Origin of the sequence: Streptomyces sp. ISL-100, assembly GCF_018614615.1 — a bacterium.
GTDB lineage: Bacteria > Actinomycetota > Actinomycetes > Streptomycetales > Streptomycetaceae > Streptomyces.
Window position 1 is genome coordinate 105,020 of record NZ_JAGGOK010000042.1, and the last position, 14,870, is coordinate 119,889.

The window sequence follows — 14,870 nt, forward strand, 5'->3', positions numbered from 1 at the left end:
GATGGTACGGCGCGTACCGCCACACGGGGAAAGCCCTGTCAGCGGTCGGCTTCGTCACTCTCGGAAGCGGGTTCGGGCGGGAATACGGAGCGCCGCTCCTCCATATCCTTGACCAGGTCCACGAATTCCGAGCGGATCCAGTCCCGGGTGGCCACCTCGCCGAGCCCCATTCGCAGCGCCGCGACCTCTCGTGTGAGGTACTCGGTGTCGGCGATGGACCGCTCGTTCTGCTTGCGGTCCTGCTCGTGGGTGACGCGGTCACGGTCGTCCTGGCGGTTCTGCGCGAGGAGGATCAGCGGGGCGGCGTACGACGCCTGGAGAGACAGCATCAGCGTCAGGAAGATGAACGGGTACTCGTCCCAGCGCAGGGCGGGCGGCGCGAAGATGTTCCAGACGACCCACAGAGCGATGGTCAGAGTCATCCAGACGAGGAAGCGGCCCGTGCCCAGGAAGCGCGCGATGCGCTCCGAGAACCGGCCGAAGGCCTCCGGGTCGTACTCCGGCAGCAGCCGCTTGCGCGCGGGGCGCGGCTGGTCCAGGCGCGCCCGGGACGCCCGTGGCAGCGCGCTGGCGCCCGTGGCGGTCCGGCCCCGCTCCCTCGGCTCGGCGTTCCTGTCACTGCCCACGGGCGGTCCTCCCGTGTCGCGCGACCCCCGGCGTCTGCGGCGGCTCGTGGAACTCCGTCTCGCGCCAGTCGTCGGGCAGCAGGTGGTCGAGTACGTCGTCGACGGTCACGGCGCCGAGCAGCGAGCCGCTCGCGTCCACGACCGGGGCGGCGACCATGTTGTACGCCGCCAGGTAGCTCGTGACGGCGGGCAGTGACGTGCCCGGCGACAGCGGCGGCAGGTCGGACTCCACGACCGAGCCGATCAGCGTGCCCGGCGGCTCGCGCAGCATCCGCTGGAAGTGCACCGTCCCGAGGTACTTGCCCGTCGGCGTCTCGTCCGGCGGCCGGCAGACGTACACCTGCGCGGCCAGCGCGGGGGAGAGGTCCTGCAGCCGTACACGGGCCAGGGCGTCCGCGACCGTCGCGTCCGGCCGCAGCACGATCGGCTCGGTCGTCATCAGACCACCGGCCGTCCGCTCCTCGTACGCGAGCAGCCGCCGTACGTCGGCCGCGTCGTCCGGCCGCATCAGCATCAGCAGCCGCTCCTTGTCCTCCTCGGGCAGCTCGGACAGCAGGTCGGCGGCGTCGTCCGGATCCATCGCCTCCAGGACGTCGGCCGCCCGCTCCTCCTTCAGCTTGCCGAGGATCTCCACCTGGTCGTCGTCCGGCAGCTCTTCGAGTACATCGGCGAGCCGGTCGTCGTCGAGCGCGGCGGCCACCTCGGCGCGGCGCTTGGGCGTCAGGTGGTGCAGCGCGTTGGCGAGGTCGGCCGGGCGCAGCTGCTCGAAGGTGGCCAGGAGGCTCTCCGCGCCCTGTCCGTGCTCCTCCAGCGAGAAGCCGGTGACCGCTGACCACTCCACGGTCAGCGTCTCCCCGCGACGCCGCAGCGCACCGCCCTTGCCCTTGCGTACGAAGACCTTGTCGATCTCCCAGTCGCGGCGGGCCGGCAGCTGCACGATCGACACGTCCAGGACGGTGACTTCTTCCCCGGTGTCCACGAGGCGCACCCGGCGGTCGAGGAGTTCACCGAGGACAAGGCGCTCGGTCGGACGCTGCTCGAAGCGGCGCATGTTGACCACGCCCGTCGTGATGACCTGTCCCGACTCGACACCCGTCACGCGGGTCATGGGGACGAAGATCCGGCGCCGGCTCACCACCTCGACGACCATGCCGAGCAGGCGCGGTGGCCGGTTGCCGACGCGCAGCATCGCGACCAGGTCACGGACCCGGCCGACCTGGTCACCGTTCGGGTCGAACACGGCGATGCCCGCGAGGTGCGAGACGAAGACCCGGGGGGCGCCTGATGCCATATGGTGCGCCTCACTTTGTGGACAAAACGGGGCCGATAACGGCTTCAGGCTAGCTCGTGCCGGTCGGCACCGCTCCAAAGGGGCCGTCCGGACGGCTCTCTGCCGGACGGCGTAGACAGCACAGGTACGCTGCCTGCTGCCACCCCGGACACCCGCATGAGAGGCAGTGCGCTTGTGACTGCATTTCCCCCGGCCGCCCGAGCCCGCCGGGCTGCCCTACTCGGCGTCGTGTGCGTCGGGCTGACCGCGGCGCTCACCGCCTGCGGTGAGGAACCGAAACCGGACCCGGACAAGGGGACGAACGGGGTGGGCAGACTCTCGGCATCGGCCATCGAGGCCAAGGCGCGGAACGCGGCGCGCGACGCGGAGTCGGTGCGGCTCTCGGGCACCGTCGTCAGCAAGGGACGCTCGTACAAGCTGGACATGCGCCTCAAGGAGGACGGCGGCACGGGGTCCGTGACCTCCAAGGGCAGCACGTTCGAACTGCTGCGCATCGACGACGAGCTCTTCATGAAGGCAGGCGCCGACTTCTGGGACCACGGGACGGGGCAGCCGTCGGAGTCCGACGAGGCGGCCGCGGGCAAGCTGGAGGACAAGTACGTCAAGGTCCCGGACGGTGACCCGGCGTACGACCAGCTGCGCGGCTTCACGGACAAGGACGTACTGCTCGACGGCCTGCTCGGGCTGCACGGCAAGCTGACCAAGGGCGAGCGCGAGCGGGTCGGCGGCGTCCGTACGATCGAGGTCATCGGTGGCAAGGGCGTCGGCGGGAGCCTGGCCGTGTCCCTGATGGGCACGCCGTATCCGCTGAAGTTGGAGCGGGCGGGCGGGGCGGGCGTGGTCAGGCTGGCCGACTGGGACAAGGAGTTCGCGCTGGAGGCGCCGGGCAAGGGCGAGACCCTTGACTACGGCGGCCAGCTTCCCAAGACGTCGGACCCGTCCTAGTCCTTCTGCCGCTTCTTCTTGCGCTTCATGAGGAGGCGCGGCAGCCCTGCCGGTACGGGCAGCCGCGTCGTGGCGCTCGTCGGCAGCGGGGCGGCGGCGAGTGACCCGTCCGGGAGGTCGGTGGTCACGCTCTGCGGTTCCAGGCGCAGTACGCGGCATTCGCGGGCCCAGCGCTCGGTCATCTGCTCGGCGTCGGGAGCGTTCAGCCGCTTGCCCTTGAGCTCGGCTACGGCCGCGTCCCAGGCGTCGGTCCCGGCGGGGTGCTCGGTGACGGTGGCTGTCCAGGTGACGAGCCGGCCGCCCTTGTCCTTGCTGCGTACGGTCACTTCGGCGCTTCCGCCGTCGGCGAGCCCCGGGAAGGGCTGCTCGCCGGGGCCGTCTCCTACTACGTAGGCGGCGCCGTCGTGCCATACGTGCCAGAGCGATCGGGCGGGGCCGGTGCCGCGCACCCAGATGAGCCCGGACTTCTTGGTGGCCTCCTCGACGAGGGCCTGGTCGAGCAAGGTCTGCGTCATGGCCGCAAGCCTACTAGGCGGTGTCCTGCGGAGCCTTTCCCCTACCCGCCCCTTCCCGAACCGGGGGCAAGCCCCCAGCCCCAGTTCGGACAGTTCCGTAATAAAGCCACGCCCCTTACCGTGAGCCCGTGCCCGCAACAGCCCGCCGCACCGACGGCAGCAGAACCCAGACCCCGCAGCCGCCCGGACTCCACGCCGCGCCCCGCATCGACCTCGTCCTCCTCGGCGTCGCCGTCGCCAGCGTGTCGTTCTCCGCGCCGCTCATCGCGGCGACCGCCGCCCCCGCGCTCGCCATCGCGTTCTGGCGCAACGCCATGGCGGTCGGCGTACTGAGCCCGGTGGTGCTGCTCAAGCACCGTGCCGAGCTGCGCCGCATCGGCCGCAGGCCGCTGCTGCTCGCCGTCGCGGCCGGGGCGCTGCTCGCCCTGCACTTCGGGCTCTGGCTGCCCAGCCTGCGGATGACCTCCGTGGCGTCCTCGACCGCGCTGTGCACCACCACGCCGATCTGGACGACGATCCTCCTGCGGATGCGCGGCCACCGGCCGCCCCGCATGGTGTGGGCCGGTACCGTGCTCGCCGTCGTCGGCGTCGTCATCCTTACCGGCGTCGACATGACCCTCTCGCCCCGCGCCCTCGCGGGCGACGCGCTCGCGCTCGGCGGCGGCATCGCCGCCGCCGGGTACGTACTGCTCGGGGCCGAGGTGCGGCGGACGGTGAGCACGACGGCGTACACCTACGTCTGCTACTCCACCACCGCGCTGGTGCTGCTGGCGACCTGCCTGGTCGCGGGCGCCGACCTGGGCGGGTACAGCGCCACCACCTGGCTCCAGCTCGCCGCTCTCACCGCCGCCGCCCAGCTCCTCGGCCACTCCCTCCTCAACCGCGTCGTGAGCACCCTGGGCCCCTCCGTCACCTCGACGGCGATACTCCTGGAGACCCCGGGCGCCGCCCTGATCGCCGCCCTCTGGCTGGGGCAGCAGCCGCCGGTGGCCGCCTACCCCGCCCTGCTGGTGATCCTGGCCGGCCTCGCGCTCGTCGTCAGAGCCAGCCGTTCCGCTTGAGGGTGCGGTGGATGGACACACAGACCACCACGATCGAGCCCAGGACGAGTGGATAGCCGTACCGCCAGTGCAGCTCCGGCATGTGGTCGAAGTTCATGCCGTACACGCCGCAGATCATCGTCGGTACGGCCACGATCGCCGCCCAGGACGTGATCTTTCGCATGTCCTCGTTCTGGGCGACCGTCGCCTGCGCGAGGTTCGCCTGGAGGATCGAGTTCAGCAGCTCGTCGAAGCCGACGACCTCTTCGTGCACGCGCGCGAGGTGGTCCGCGACGTCGCGGAAGTACTTCTGGATGTCCGGGTCGACGAGCCGCATCGGCCGCTCACTGAGCTGCTGCATCGGGCGAAGGAGCGGGGCCACGGCCCGCTTGAACTCCAGGACTTCCCTCTTGAGCTGGTAGATGCGTCCGGCGTCCGAGCCGCGCGGACTCCCTTTGGCGGGCGCGGAGAAGACGTCGATCTCGACCTCGTCGATGTCGTCCTGCACGGCGGCCGCGACCGCGATGTACCCGTCGACGACATGGTCGGCGATCGAGTGCAGCACCGCCGAAGGCCCTTTGGCCAGCAGCTCCGGGTCGTCCTGGAGCCGGTGGCGCAGGGCGCGCAGCGAGCCCTTGCCGCCGTGCCGGACGGTGATGACGAAGTCTTTGCCGGTGAAGCACATCACTTCGCCGGTCTCCACGACCTCACTGGTGGCGGTGAGTTCGGTGTGGTCGACGTAGTGGATCGTCTTGAAGACGGTGAAGAGCGTGTCGTCGTACCGCTCCAGCTTGGGCCGCTGATGCGCGTGTACGGCGTCCTCCACGGCCAGCGGGTGCAGCCCGAACTCGGCGGCGATACCGGCGAATTCGGCCTCGGTCGGCTCGTGCAGACCGATCCACGCGAAGCCGCCGCCCTCCCGGACGCGGACCATCGCCTCGTGCGGAGTGAGGCATTCGGCGTTCTTCAGCCGGCGCCCGTCGCGGTAGACCGCGCAGTCCACGACCGCGCTGCTCGCGGACGGGTCCCGGGTGGTGTCGTAACTGCTGTACACGGCGCTGCTCTTGCGCAGGGACGGACGGACCGCTGCGCGCAGGTCACGGATCATCGACATGGCGGGCTCCTTCACGGAGAAGCCGTCTGCGAGGCGTGGCACTGCCCGGAATGGAGACGTGCGGGCCACGGCATCGGGGCGGCCGTACGTCGGCAAAGCGGGCGGCACCGCGGGGACGCGGTGACGGCGTTCGCTCAGACACGGATCAGGCAAAAACGAAGTGCTCTTCCGTCGCGCGAAGTGCCGTGAGCCCCGTTGGTTTCACCGGCTGGCGACCGGGTACGAAGGGCTTCAGGCCCCGGGGAGAACCCTGGGGAACAGCGAGAACGCTGACAACACTGACGGTGCGGAAGAGCGGTTGGTACTGCCGGGACGACTTCGATCCACCGCAGCCCCACCTCCTCCGGCCGGTCCCCCTTGGGGGATGACGTGATGTCGGGGCTCGAAAGCCACGCTTCTGCGTGCTGCCCTGACCAGCGGCCAAGAGTATCAGCCCACTGTTGTGTCAAGGCTCTCCCTTTGCCCGTTCCATACGCGACTTATGCTCGCGGGCATGGGAGATGTTCTTGCGCTGGTAGAAGCCCGGTTGCGTACGACGCTGGGCGAACCGGACGCGCGCGCCGCTGTCACGTTCCTCGGTACGGACCGTATGGAGGTACTGCGCTTTGTGGACGGTGACGTCATCCGCTACGCCACCCTCGGTATGTCGGCCCAGCCGATGGCCGACCCGACCGCGGTCCTCGCCGATCCGGTGAAGGGCCCGCGCGCCGAGCTGGTCCTGTCGGTACGAGCGGGCCTCGCCGACACCGACAAGGTGCTGCGCCCGCTCGCGGTCCTGGCGGCGTCCCCGCAGGTCGAGGGCGTGATCGTGGCCCCGGGCGCCTCGCTGGACCTGGGGGAGCCGCTGTGGCCGGGGGCGCCCTTCAGCTCCGTACTGGTCGCGGAGTCCGGTGGCCTGGTCGAGGATCTGGAGCTGGACGCCCCGATGGACCCCGTGCGCTTCCTCCCCCTGCTGCCCATGACGCCGAACGAGGCGGCGTGGAAGCGGGTCAAGGGCGCGCAGGAGCTCCAGGAGCGCTGGCTGTCCCACGGCACGGACCTGCGCGACCCGCTGCGAGCATCGGTGCCTCTCGACTGATCGTCCGATGCGTGGATTCGGCGCCGGACGGGTGATCGTCCTTGACGCGGGGACGGCCGGGGAGGACCGTTGGGCCCTATGAGGGGCGAACCCAGTTGCCCGAAGTGCGGTGGCCGGGTCAGGGCGCCCGGTCTCTTTGCCGACTCCTGGCAGTGTGATGTGCACGGGGTGGTGCACCCGCTGCAGCCCGTGGTCCCGCCCAGCGTCGAGGCGCTCACCGTCGCGTTGAAGCGGGCCAAGGTCCCGGTGTGGATGCCGTGGCCACTCCCCGTCGGCTGGCTGTTCACGGGGGTGGCGTGCGCGGGGGACGACCGCAGTGGCTCCCGCGCCACGGTCGTCGCCTGCTCGGGGCCCGGGCCGCTCGGCGGCCTCGGCGAGATGCTGCTGGTCGCGGAGGAGCTCGGTGTCGGCCTCGGTGCGCGTTACGCGGGCGTGAAAGGGCCCGATCCCGGGGCGTACATCAACATGGACAGCCCGCCCCAGGCCAAGCTCCTGGCGGCAGGGCGGCCGACCCCCCTGTGGCATCTCTCCGGTGTTCCGGACGACCGCGCGGTCTTCGCGGGCGAGGCGTGCGGACTGTGGCTGTGGGCGATCGTCTGGCCGGAGCAGTCGGGCCTGATGATGTACGACGAACTGATACTGACCGATCTGCGTGATGCGGGCGCGGAGGTGGACCTGGTGCCGTGCGGCGCGCTGTCGCCGCGGCTCCTGTGCTGAGCCCTGGGTGAGCTCGGCCGGAACCGGGGGCGTTCGATTCCCGGCTATCCTTGACCGGTCCCCCCGTCCCGCCGAGCCCCGGAGTCAAGCGTCGTGCGCGTCGACCTGCACACCCACTCCACGGCTTCGGACGGCACGGACACCCCCGCCGAGCTGGTGCGTAACGCCGCGGCTGCCGGACTCGACGTCGTGGCGCTCACCGACCACGACTCGACGCGCGGCCACGCCGAGGCGATTGCCGCGCTTCCGGCGGGGCTGACCCTCGTCACCGGTGCCGAGCTCTCCTGCCGCCTCGACGGCATCGGGCTGCACATGCTGGCGTACCTCTTCGACCCCGACGAGCCCGAGCTGGCGCGTGAGCGTGAGCTGGTACGGGACGACCGGGTGCCGCGTGCGCAGGGCATGGTCGGCAAGCTGCGCGAGCTGGGCGTACCGATCGAGTGGGACCAGGTCGCCCGTATCGCCGGAGACGGCTCGGTCGGCCGACCGCACATCGCGTCCGCGCTGATGGAACTCGGCGTCGTCGAGAGCGTTTCCGACGCCTTTACGCCCGACTGGCTGGCCAACGGCGGCCGTGCGTACGTCGAGAAGCACGAACTCGACCCCTTCGACGCGATCCGCCTCGTCAAGGCGGCCGGCGGAGTCACCGTCTTCGCGCACCCCGGCGCGGCCAAGCGTGGCGACACCGTCTCCGAGAGCGCGATAGCTGCGCTCGCCGCCGCGGGCCTCGACGGGATCGAGGTCGACCACATGGACCACGACGGGCCGACCCGCGCGCGCATCCGCGGCCTCGCCGCCGATCTGGGGCTGCTGACGACCGGGTCCAGCGACTACCACGGCAGCCGCAAGACCGTACGGCTCGGGGAGTTCACCACGGACCCCGAGATCTACGGCGAGATCACGCGGCGGGCGACCGGCGCGTTCCCGGTGCCGGGCGCGGGCGGAAGTCTCCTTCCGTAAGTCCGTAACGCCGTAACGCTGTACCCCCTCCCTCGTACGACCCCTCTTCTCGCAAGGCCTCACTGTGCTCGACTTTGCCGTTTTCGGATCCCTCTTTCTCACCCTTTTTGTGATTATGGACCCCCCGGGGATCACGCCGATCTTCCTCGGCCTGACTTCTGGGCGGCCTGCCAAGGTGCAGCGCAGGATGGCCTGGCAGGCCGTCGCTGTGGCCTTCGGCGTGATCGCCGTCTTCGGCGTCCTCGGCCAGCAGATCCTCGACTACCTGCATGTCTCCGTTCCCGCGCTGATGATCGCGGGTGGTCTGCTGCTGCTTCTGATCGCGCTCGACCTGCTCACCGGCAAGACCGACGAGCCGACGCAGACCAAGGACGTCAATGTCGCGCTCGTACCGCTGGGGATGCCGCTGCTGGCGGGTCCGGGTGCGATCGTCTCGGTGATCCTCGCCGTACAGCACGCCGAGAGCGTCAAGGCGCAGGTCTCGGTGTGGGCGGCGATCGTCGTGATGCACGTGGTCCTGTGGCTGACCATGCGCTACTCGCTGCTGATCATCCGCGTGATCAAGGACGGCGGCGTGGTCCTGGTGACGCGGCTCGCGGGCATGATGCTGTCCGCGATCGCGGTGCAGCAGATCATCAACGGCGTCACCCAGGTGATCCAGGGCAGCTGACGGCCGCCGCTGACGCACGAGCGCCCCCGTACACGGTGTACGGGGGCGCTTACCTCTAACTGAAACCACTACTGCTGAGTGTTATGAAGCCGAGGTCTCGGCCGGGCGGATATAGATGCGCTGGCCGACAGAGGCGGCCCGCTGCACGATCCGGTTGACGGAGGCGGCGTCCACGACGGTGCTGTCAACGGCGGAGCCGTCGACGTCGTCCAGGCGCATGATTTCGAAGCGCAAGGCTTCTCCCTTCGTCTGATCCTCCTGCTGGAGAACTATGTGTGGGAACGCGAGGCTAGGCGCCCCGCGTTCTCTAAGGGTTACAACGGTGTGCACGCCACAGTCATTCCCTACGCTAAAGAAAACTTTCGACTCTCTAAATACTCACTGGTAGCGGGACCGGTTGTGCCCGCTCGCTCACGCCACGGACAATGAGAGCCGTATGGACGACGCACAGCCTTCGGGCCCCATTGAACTGGCCAGGGTCACCGCCCGCCTGGAACGCACCAACGAGCTGCTCCAGCGCATGCTCGCCGAGGTGGCGAAGACCCCCTCCACCCATGCGATCTTCGTCGACGCCGGGTATGTGTACGCGGCGGCGGGCCTGCTGGTGACCGGGACCGAGGACCGCAGGTCCTTCGACCTCGACGCGGAAGGGATCATCGAGGCCTTCATCGACAAGGCCCGCACGATCTTCGCGGACAGCAGGTTGCTGCGGGTCTACTGGTACGACGGGGCAAGGCGCCGCATCCACACCGCCGAGCAGCAGACGATCGCCGAGCTGCCCGACGTCAAGGTCCGCCTCGGCAACCTCAACGCCAACAATCAGCAGAAGGGCGTCGACTCCCTGATCCGTACGGACCTGGAATCGCTGGCCAGGCACCGCGCGATCAGCGACGCGGCGCTGGTGGGCGGCGACGAGGACCTGGTGTCGGCGGTCGAGGCGGCCCAGGGGTACGGCGCGCGGGTCCACCTGTGGGGCATTGAAGCGGGCGAGGGCCGCAACCAGGCAGAACCGCTCCTGTGGGAGGTCGACAGCCAGCGCACGTTCGACCTCGAATTCTGCAAGCCGTACGTCACACGGCGCCCGGTGACGACGTACGAGAACGAGGGCACCCCGCGGCCGACCCGCGAGGACGTCCGCTTCATCGGCGCGCAGATCGCGGCTGCGTGGCTGGGAGCGCGGGGCCGCGAATCACTGGCCGACCTGCTGCCGGGCCACCCGTACCTGCCGGGCTCGGTCGACCAGGAGCTTCTGGTGGAGGCGGAGCGGCTGCTCCAGCGCTCCCTGCGCGGCCACGCGGACCTGCGCCGGGCGCTGCGGGACGGCTTCTGGCAGCACCTCCAGGCGCAGTACTGAGCCTGCGACGGGTACTACAGAGCGTCCCAGAACCCTGCCAGCGCCTTCGCGGTCTCCTCCGGTCGGTCGGTGTTCGGTGAGTGCTGGGCGCCTTCGATGACCGTCCGGTACGCGCCGAGCCGTTCGGCCATCTCGTCGATCAGCGGCACGGGCCAGGTGTCGTCCGTAGCCCCCGAGACCACATGCACCGGCAGTCCCACCGCGGCGAGTTCGTCCACGCGGTCCGGCTCGCCCGTCAACTGCCTGCCGGTGGCGAGGAGCTGCCCGGGGGCGTGTCGCAGCCAGCGTGCGCGCAGGGCGCTGCTGTCGAGTTCGGCGTCCTCCGGCGGGTCGAGCGCCTGCATCGCCTCCCACACCTGAGCCATGGTCATGGCACCGAGGGCCTGCGTCAGCAGTGCGATCTTCTGCTGCTGCGCGGGCGAAACCTCGGCGGGGCCCGACGAGATGAGTGTCAGCGACGCGAACGGCGAAGCGTCGTTGAGTACGGCCGCACGGGAGATCTGACCGCCGAGGGAGTGCCCGACGAGGTGTACCGGCGTACCGGCAGCCTCTGCCTGCGCGAGTACGTCGAGCGCCAACTTCCGCTGGGCGTAAGACTCTTGGCCGTCCGGGCCCTCGGACTCGTACTGCCCGCGCCCGTCGATGGCGACGACCCGGTAGCCGGCGTCCGCGAGCGGCACCAGCATCGCGATGAAGTCTTCCTTGCTCCCCGTGTAGCCGGGCAGCAGGAGCGCGGTACCCCTGGGCTCCGCGCGTTGTGGCTGCGCTTCGAGCGCGGCGAATACGCCGCGCGACGTGCGCAGGGCGAGCGCGCGGGTACCGGGGGGCGGGGTGAACGTCGGCGGCCTGCTCATGCGATGAGGCTAACGGCTGATGGCCCGGCCCCCGCGAACGGGGACCGGGCCATCAGGAGTGGTTCGCTCAGCTCTCCGGCTGGGCGGCGACGGCCGCGCGGGTGCGGCGTCGGGGCGCCTTCGGGGCGTCGGTCTCCGTCGCGGGGGCGGGGACCTGGGCCTCGGCGGTGTCCACGGCGGCGGCGCGGGTGCGGCGGCGCGGTGCCTTGGCCGGTGCGGACTCCTTGTCGGCGGTCGCGGTTGCCTCGGCGGTGGCCTCGACCGGCTTCGCGGCGCGCGTACGGCGACGGGGAGCCTTCGCAGCCTCGGGCTCCGCCGCGGGGGCGATCTGGAACTCGGTGGTGTCCACGTCGGCGGCCACGCGGGTGCGGCGGCGCGGTGCCTTCGGGGCCTCGGCTTCCGTCGCGGGGGCGGGGACCTGGGCCTCGGCGGTGTCCACGGCGGCGGCGCGGCTGCGGCGGCGCGGTGCCTTGGCCGGAGCGGCCTCCGGCTCGGCCTCAGCGGTCGTGGTAGCGGTCGCGGTTGCCTCGGAGGTGGCCTCGACCGGCTTCGCGGCGCGGGTACGCCGACGGGGCTTCGTCGGAGCCTCGGGCTCCGCCGCGGGGGCGGGGACCGGGGCCTCCACCGTCTCCACGGCGGCCTCGGCCGCACGGGTGCGGCGACGGCGGCGGGGAGTGCGCGGCTCGGCAGGAGCGTCGGTGGCCGTAGCGGCCTCCGGCGCCTCGACGGGCGCCGAAACAGCAGTCGCCTCGTCGGCCGACAGCGGCGCACCATTGCGCGTACGACGACGCTGACGCGGCGTACGCGGGGCACGCTCCTCAACGACGGCCGGCGCGGCAGCCGCAGCGGCCGGTGCGGACTTGCGCCCGCGGCCACCCGTCTCGCCGAGGTCTTCGACCTGCTCCGCGCGCAGACCCGCGCGGGTCCGGTCGGCCCGGGGCAGTATGCCCTTGGTGCCGGCGGGGATGCTCAGGATCTCGTACAGGTGAGCAGACGTGGAGTACGTCTCCTCCGGCTCGTCGAACGGCAGGTCCAGCGCCTTGTTGATGAGCTTCCAGCGCGGGATGTCGTCCCAGTCGACCAGCGTGACGGCGATGCCCTTCGCGCCCGCGCGGCCGGTGCGGCCGACGCGGTGCAGGTACGTCTTCTCGTCCTCGGGCGACTGGTAGTTGATGACGTGGGTCACACCCTCGACGTCGATGCCGCGCGCGGCGACGTCGGTGCAGACCAGCACGTCGACCTTGCCGTTGCGGAACGCGCGCAGCGCCTGCTCACGCGCGCCCTGGCCGAGGTCACCGTGGACCGCGCCGGAGGCGAAGCCGCGCTTCTCGAGCTGCTCGGCGATGTCCGCCGCGGTGCGCTTCGTACGGCAGAAGATCATCGCGAGTCCGCGGCCGTCGGCCTGGAGGATGCGGGAGACGAGCTCCGGCTTGTCCATGTTGTGCGCGCGGAAGACGTGCTGCGTGATGTTCGCGACGGTCGCGCCCTCGTCGTCGGGCGACGTGGCGCTGATGTGCGTCGGCTGCGACATGTACTTGCGGGCGAGGCCGATGACGGCGCCCGGCATGGTCGCCGAGAACAGCATCGTCTGGCGCTTCGGCGGAAGCATCTTCATGATCTTCTCGACGTCGGGCAGGAAGCCCAGGTCGAGCATCTCGTCGGCCTCGTCGAGGACGAGCGACCGCACGTGAGAAAGGTCGAGCTTCTTCTGGCCGGCCAGGTCTAGCAGACGCCCGGGCGTACCGACGACGATGTCGACGCCCTTCCTGAGCGCCTCCACCTGGGGCTCGTACGCACGGCCGCCGTAGATGGCGAGCACGCGCACGTTGCGGACCTTGCCGGCGGTCAGCAGGTCGTTGGTCACCTGCTGGCACAGCTCACGCGTGGGTACGACGACGAGCGCCTGCGGGGCCTCGGTCAGCTTCTCGGGCGCTGCCCGGCCCGCCTCGACGTCCGCCGGGACGGTCACGCGCTCCAGCAGCGGAAGGCCGAAGCCGAGCGTCTTGCCGGTGCCGGTCTTGGCCTGGCCGATGACGTCGCTGCCGGAAAGCGCGACGGGGAGCGTCATCTCCTGGATGGGAAAGGGGGACATGATGCCGACGGCCTCAAGGGCCTCGGCGGTCTCGGAAAGGATCCCGAGGTCTCGGAACGTAGTCAGGGTGCTGCCTCTTCTGTGAGACGCGACGCGACGCGAACGAAGGGGGTCGTACCGTGCCTGGTGTTCGTCCGGCCAAAAAAATGGGCCGGGAGGCGCGGGACCACGTGCCGTCGCTCAAGCGCTCGTGCCGCTGAGGGGGCCCCTCATCTTGCGGTCGTACGCCTTGGTACGCCCCGCGTGGAGGGCTGTCGGGTCGGAGCCGATCGGGCCACCGACCGGGCATCCTCATTCAAATGCGCCGCGTAATGCCCTGGGCACTCTGCGAGGCGCATTACCACTGTACCCCGGATTCGCGCATGTGTGTTGGGACGATTTCCCGGATCGGTGTGACGTGAGTGGTTGACCAGGCCCTTACGCACCGCACAGGGCGGGCTATTGTGCGGTTCATGGAGACGCCTGACAACGCCACTGCACCCGAAGAGACGCCCCGGACCGGTATCGCCGCCCAGGACTGGGCGACGGCGTCCACCGAGCCGAATTACCACGCCGCGGTCGTGGACCTGCTGGGCGCGCTCGCGTACGGAGAGCTGGCGGCCTTCGAGCGCCTCGCCGAGGACGCCAAGCTCGCCCCGACGCTCGCCGACAAGGCCGAGCTGGCGAAGATGGCGTCGGCGGAGTTCCACCACTTCGAGCGGCTGCGGGACCGGCTGACCGCGATCGACGAGGAGCCGACGGCGGCCATGGAGCCGTTCGCGAAGGCCCTGGACGACTTCCACCGCCAGACGGCGCCGTCCGACTGGCTCGAAGGGCTGGTCAAGGCGTACGTCGGCGACTCGATCGCCAGTGACTTCTACCGCGAGGTCGCGGAGCGGCTCGACTCGGACACGCGCGGGCTGGTGCTCGCCGTGCTCGACGACACGGGGCACGGAAACTTCGCGGTGGAGAAGGTACGCGCCGCGATCGAGGCCGACCCGCGCTGCGGCGGCCGGCTCGCGCTGTGGGCACGCAGGCTGATGGGCGAGGCGCTCTCGCAGGCGCAGCGGGTCGTGGCGGACCGCGACGCGCTCTCCACGATGCTCGTGGGCGGCGTCGCCGACGGTTTCGACCTGGCGGAGGTGGGGCGGATGTTCTCCCGGATCACCGAGGCCCACACGAAGCGCATGGCGGCACTCGGCTTGGCGGCGTAACCCCGCAGACGGACGAGCGACCGGACGTTACGCCGCCGCCGAACGGCGGATGCGACCCCTGGGGCGGATGAGGAGCGACAGCAGGACCGCTCCCACCGCCACCGCGCCGATCAGTGTCGCGACGACATGACCGGGCCCCAGTGCGGAATGAGTGACGTACGCACCGAACAGGGCCCCGAGCGGGCCCGCGGCCAGGACCAGGCGCCGTGAGGGCAGCCGGTCCGCGAGCCGGTGGGCAGCCGCCCAGGCAAGGGCGAATCCGAGGGCAATAGAGCCGAGAGCTTCCAAGATCACGTGGTTTCCTCCCGCGCAGCCAGGGTGCAAATGGGTCGTAGCCCGTACTACCCCCGCCTCGAGGAAGGCAACCCTCCCCGGGGCCTGCGAACGGCCTGCGAAGTGAACAAACTGAAACCGGCCCGGT

At 70.6% G+C, this 14,870-nt stretch carries 16 protein-coding genes; 8 read left to right on the plus strand and 8 right to left on the minus strand.

Features of this window, described 5'->3' with window-relative positions; translation table 11 throughout:
- Window positions 1-38: 38 nt before the first annotated feature.
- Both J7E89_RS19830 and J7E89_RS19835 read right to left on the minus strand, forming a co-directional pair.
- Window positions 39-626, minus strand: a complete 588-nt coding sequence (locus tag J7E89_RS19830) for a DUF1003 domain-containing protein (protein ID WP_214975324.1) — start codon at window positions 624-626, stop codon at window positions 39-41.
- A complete protein-coding gene (locus J7E89_RS19835) occupies window positions 616-1,917 on the minus strand; it encodes a magnesium transporter MgtE N-terminal domain-containing protein (RefSeq protein WP_214975326.1) in 1,302 nt (433 codons plus the stop codon). The genes J7E89_RS19830 and J7E89_RS19835 overlap by 11 nt, the downstream gene beginning before the upstream one ends.
- 174 nt (window positions 1,918-2,091) lie before the next feature.
- On the opposite strand from J7E89_RS19835, the gene J7E89_RS19840 reads away from it, so the two are divergent.
- Window positions 2,092-2,862, plus strand: a complete 771-nt coding sequence (locus J7E89_RS19840; RefSeq protein ID WP_214975328.1) for a hypothetical protein — start codon at window positions 2,092-2,094, stop codon at window positions 2,860-2,862.
- On the opposite strand, the gene J7E89_RS19845 is transcribed toward J7E89_RS19840, so the two are convergent.
- Window positions 2,859-3,377 carry a hypothetical protein gene (locus tag J7E89_RS19845; RefSeq protein WP_214975331.1) on the minus strand — a complete coding sequence of 173 codons (519 nt, stop codon included), beginning with the start codon at window positions 3,375-3,377 and terminating at the stop codon, window positions 2,859-2,861. The two genes, J7E89_RS19840 and J7E89_RS19845, sit on opposite strands and share 4 nt — an antisense overlap.
- 128 nt (window positions 3,378-3,505) lie before the next feature.
- Between J7E89_RS19845 and J7E89_RS19850 the strand changes: the two genes are divergently transcribed.
- The gene (locus J7E89_RS19850; protein WP_214975334.1) at window positions 3,506-4,438 is read left to right on the plus strand and encodes a DMT family transporter; all 933 of its coding nucleotides are present in this window, start codon (window positions 3,506-3,508) and stop codon (window positions 4,436-4,438) included.
- On the opposite strand, the gene J7E89_RS19855 is transcribed toward J7E89_RS19850, so the two are convergent.
- Window positions 4,416-5,531: a magnesium and cobalt transport protein CorA gene (locus J7E89_RS19855; protein WP_214975336.1), complete on the minus strand. Its 1,116-nt coding sequence runs from the start codon at window positions 5,529-5,531 to the stop codon at window positions 4,416-4,418. The two genes, J7E89_RS19850 and J7E89_RS19855, sit on opposite strands and share 23 nt — an antisense overlap.
- A gap of 493 nt (window positions 5,532-6,024) precedes the next feature.
- Here J7E89_RS19855 and J7E89_RS19860 point away from each other — a divergent pair, with 493 nt between their 5' ends.
- From J7E89_RS19860 to J7E89_RS19875, 4 genes are all read left to right on the plus strand, one after another.
- Window positions 6,025-6,609, plus strand: a complete 585-nt coding sequence (locus tag J7E89_RS19860; protein ID WP_138900912.1) for a suppressor of fused domain protein — start codon at window positions 6,025-6,027, stop codon at window positions 6,607-6,609.
- Between the two features lie 78 nt (window positions 6,610-6,687).
- Window positions 6,688-7,326, plus strand: a complete 639-nt coding sequence (locus tag J7E89_RS19865) for a DUF6758 family protein (protein WP_214975338.1) — start codon at window positions 6,688-6,690, stop codon at window positions 7,324-7,326.
- A 93-nt stretch (window positions 7,327-7,419) separates the two neighbouring features.
- Entirely contained in the window at window positions 7,420-8,286 is an 867-nt protein-coding gene (locus J7E89_RS19870; protein WP_214975340.1) for a PHP domain-containing protein, read from the plus strand.
- A 64-nt stretch (window positions 8,287-8,350) separates the two neighbouring features.
- On the plus strand, window positions 8,351-8,956 hold the full coding sequence (locus J7E89_RS19875; RefSeq protein ID WP_214975342.1) for a MarC family protein: 606 nt from the start codon (window positions 8,351-8,353) through the stop codon (window positions 8,954-8,956).
- An 81-nt stretch (window positions 8,957-9,037) separates the two neighbouring features.
- On the opposite strand, the gene J7E89_RS19880 is transcribed toward J7E89_RS19875, so the two are convergent.
- Window positions 9,038-9,190, minus strand: coding sequence for a hypothetical protein (locus tag J7E89_RS19880; protein WP_214975344.1), 153 nt, complete (start codon window positions 9,188-9,190; stop codon window positions 9,038-9,040).
- 202 nt (window positions 9,191-9,392) lie between these two features.
- Here J7E89_RS19880 and J7E89_RS19885 point away from each other — a divergent pair, with 202 nt between their 5' ends.
- Window positions 9,393-10,310 carry an NYN domain-containing protein gene (locus J7E89_RS19885; protein ID WP_214975346.1) on the plus strand — a complete coding sequence of 306 codons (918 nt, stop codon included), beginning with the start codon at window positions 9,393-9,395 and terminating at the stop codon, window positions 10,308-10,310.
- A gap of 14 nt (window positions 10,311-10,324) precedes the next feature.
- On the opposite strand, the gene J7E89_RS19890 is transcribed toward J7E89_RS19885, so the two are convergent.
- Window positions 10,325-11,164 (minus strand): alpha/beta fold hydrolase, encoded by an 840-nt coding sequence (locus J7E89_RS19890; protein ID WP_214975348.1) that lies wholly within the window; start codon window positions 11,162-11,164, stop codon window positions 10,325-10,327.
- A gap of 67 nt (window positions 11,165-11,231) precedes the next feature.
- Window positions 11,232-13,256, minus strand: a complete 2,025-nt coding sequence (locus tag J7E89_RS19895) for a DEAD/DEAH box helicase (RefSeq protein ID WP_251060784.1) — start codon at window positions 13,254-13,256, stop codon at window positions 11,232-11,234.
- A gap of 452 nt (window positions 13,257-13,708) precedes the next feature.
- Between J7E89_RS19895 and J7E89_RS19900 the strand changes: the two genes are divergently transcribed.
- On the plus strand, window positions 13,709-14,449 hold the full coding sequence (locus tag J7E89_RS19900; protein WP_214975350.1) for a ferritin-like fold-containing protein: 741 nt from the start codon (window positions 13,709-13,711) through the stop codon (window positions 14,447-14,449).
- Window positions 14,450-14,476: 27 nt separating this feature from the next.
- Here J7E89_RS19900 and J7E89_RS19905 read toward each other — a convergent pair whose 3' ends face one another.
- Complete coding sequence (locus J7E89_RS19905; protein WP_214975351.1) at window positions 14,477-14,743, minus strand: hypothetical protein; 267 nt, start codon at window positions 14,741-14,743, stop codon at window positions 14,477-14,479.
- Between the last annotated feature and the right edge of the window lie 127 nt (window positions 14,744-14,870).

Excerpts from the sequence above, each read along its gene's own strand:
- J7E89_RS19855 (WP_214975336.1), bottom strand. The coding sequence starts at position 5,531 with ATGTCGATGATCCGTGACCTGCGCGCAGCGGTCCGTCCGTCCCTGCGC.
- J7E89_RS19885 (WP_214975346.1), top strand. The coding sequence starts at position 9,393 with ATGGACGACGCACAGCCTTCGGGCCCCATTGAACTGGCCAGGGTCACC.
- J7E89_RS19835 (WP_214975326.1), bottom strand. The coding sequence starts at position 1,917 with ATGGCATCAGGCGCCCCCCGGGTCTTCGTCTCGCACCTCGCGGGCATC.
- J7E89_RS19895 (WP_251060784.1), bottom strand. The coding sequence starts at position 13,256 with ATGTCCCCCTTTCCCATCCAGGAGATGACGCTCCCCGTCGCGCTTTCC.
- J7E89_RS19860 (WP_138900912.1), top strand. The coding sequence starts at position 6,025 with ATGGGAGATGTTCTTGCGCTGGTAGAAGCCCGGTTGCGTACGACGCTG.
- J7E89_RS19865 (WP_214975338.1), top strand. The coding sequence starts at position 6,688 with ATGAGGGGCGAACCCAGTTGCCCGAAGTGCGGTGGCCGGGTCAGGGCG.
- J7E89_RS19890 (WP_214975348.1), bottom strand. The coding sequence starts at position 11,164 with ATGAGCAGGCCGCCGACGTTCACCCCGCCCCCCGGTACCCGCGCGCTC.
- J7E89_RS19900 (WP_214975350.1), top strand. The coding sequence starts at position 13,709 with ATGGAGACGCCTGACAACGCCACTGCACCCGAAGAGACGCCCCGGACC.
- J7E89_RS19845 (WP_214975331.1), bottom strand. The coding sequence starts at position 3,377 with ATGACGCAGACCTTGCTCGACCAGGCCCTCGTCGAGGAGGCCACCAAG.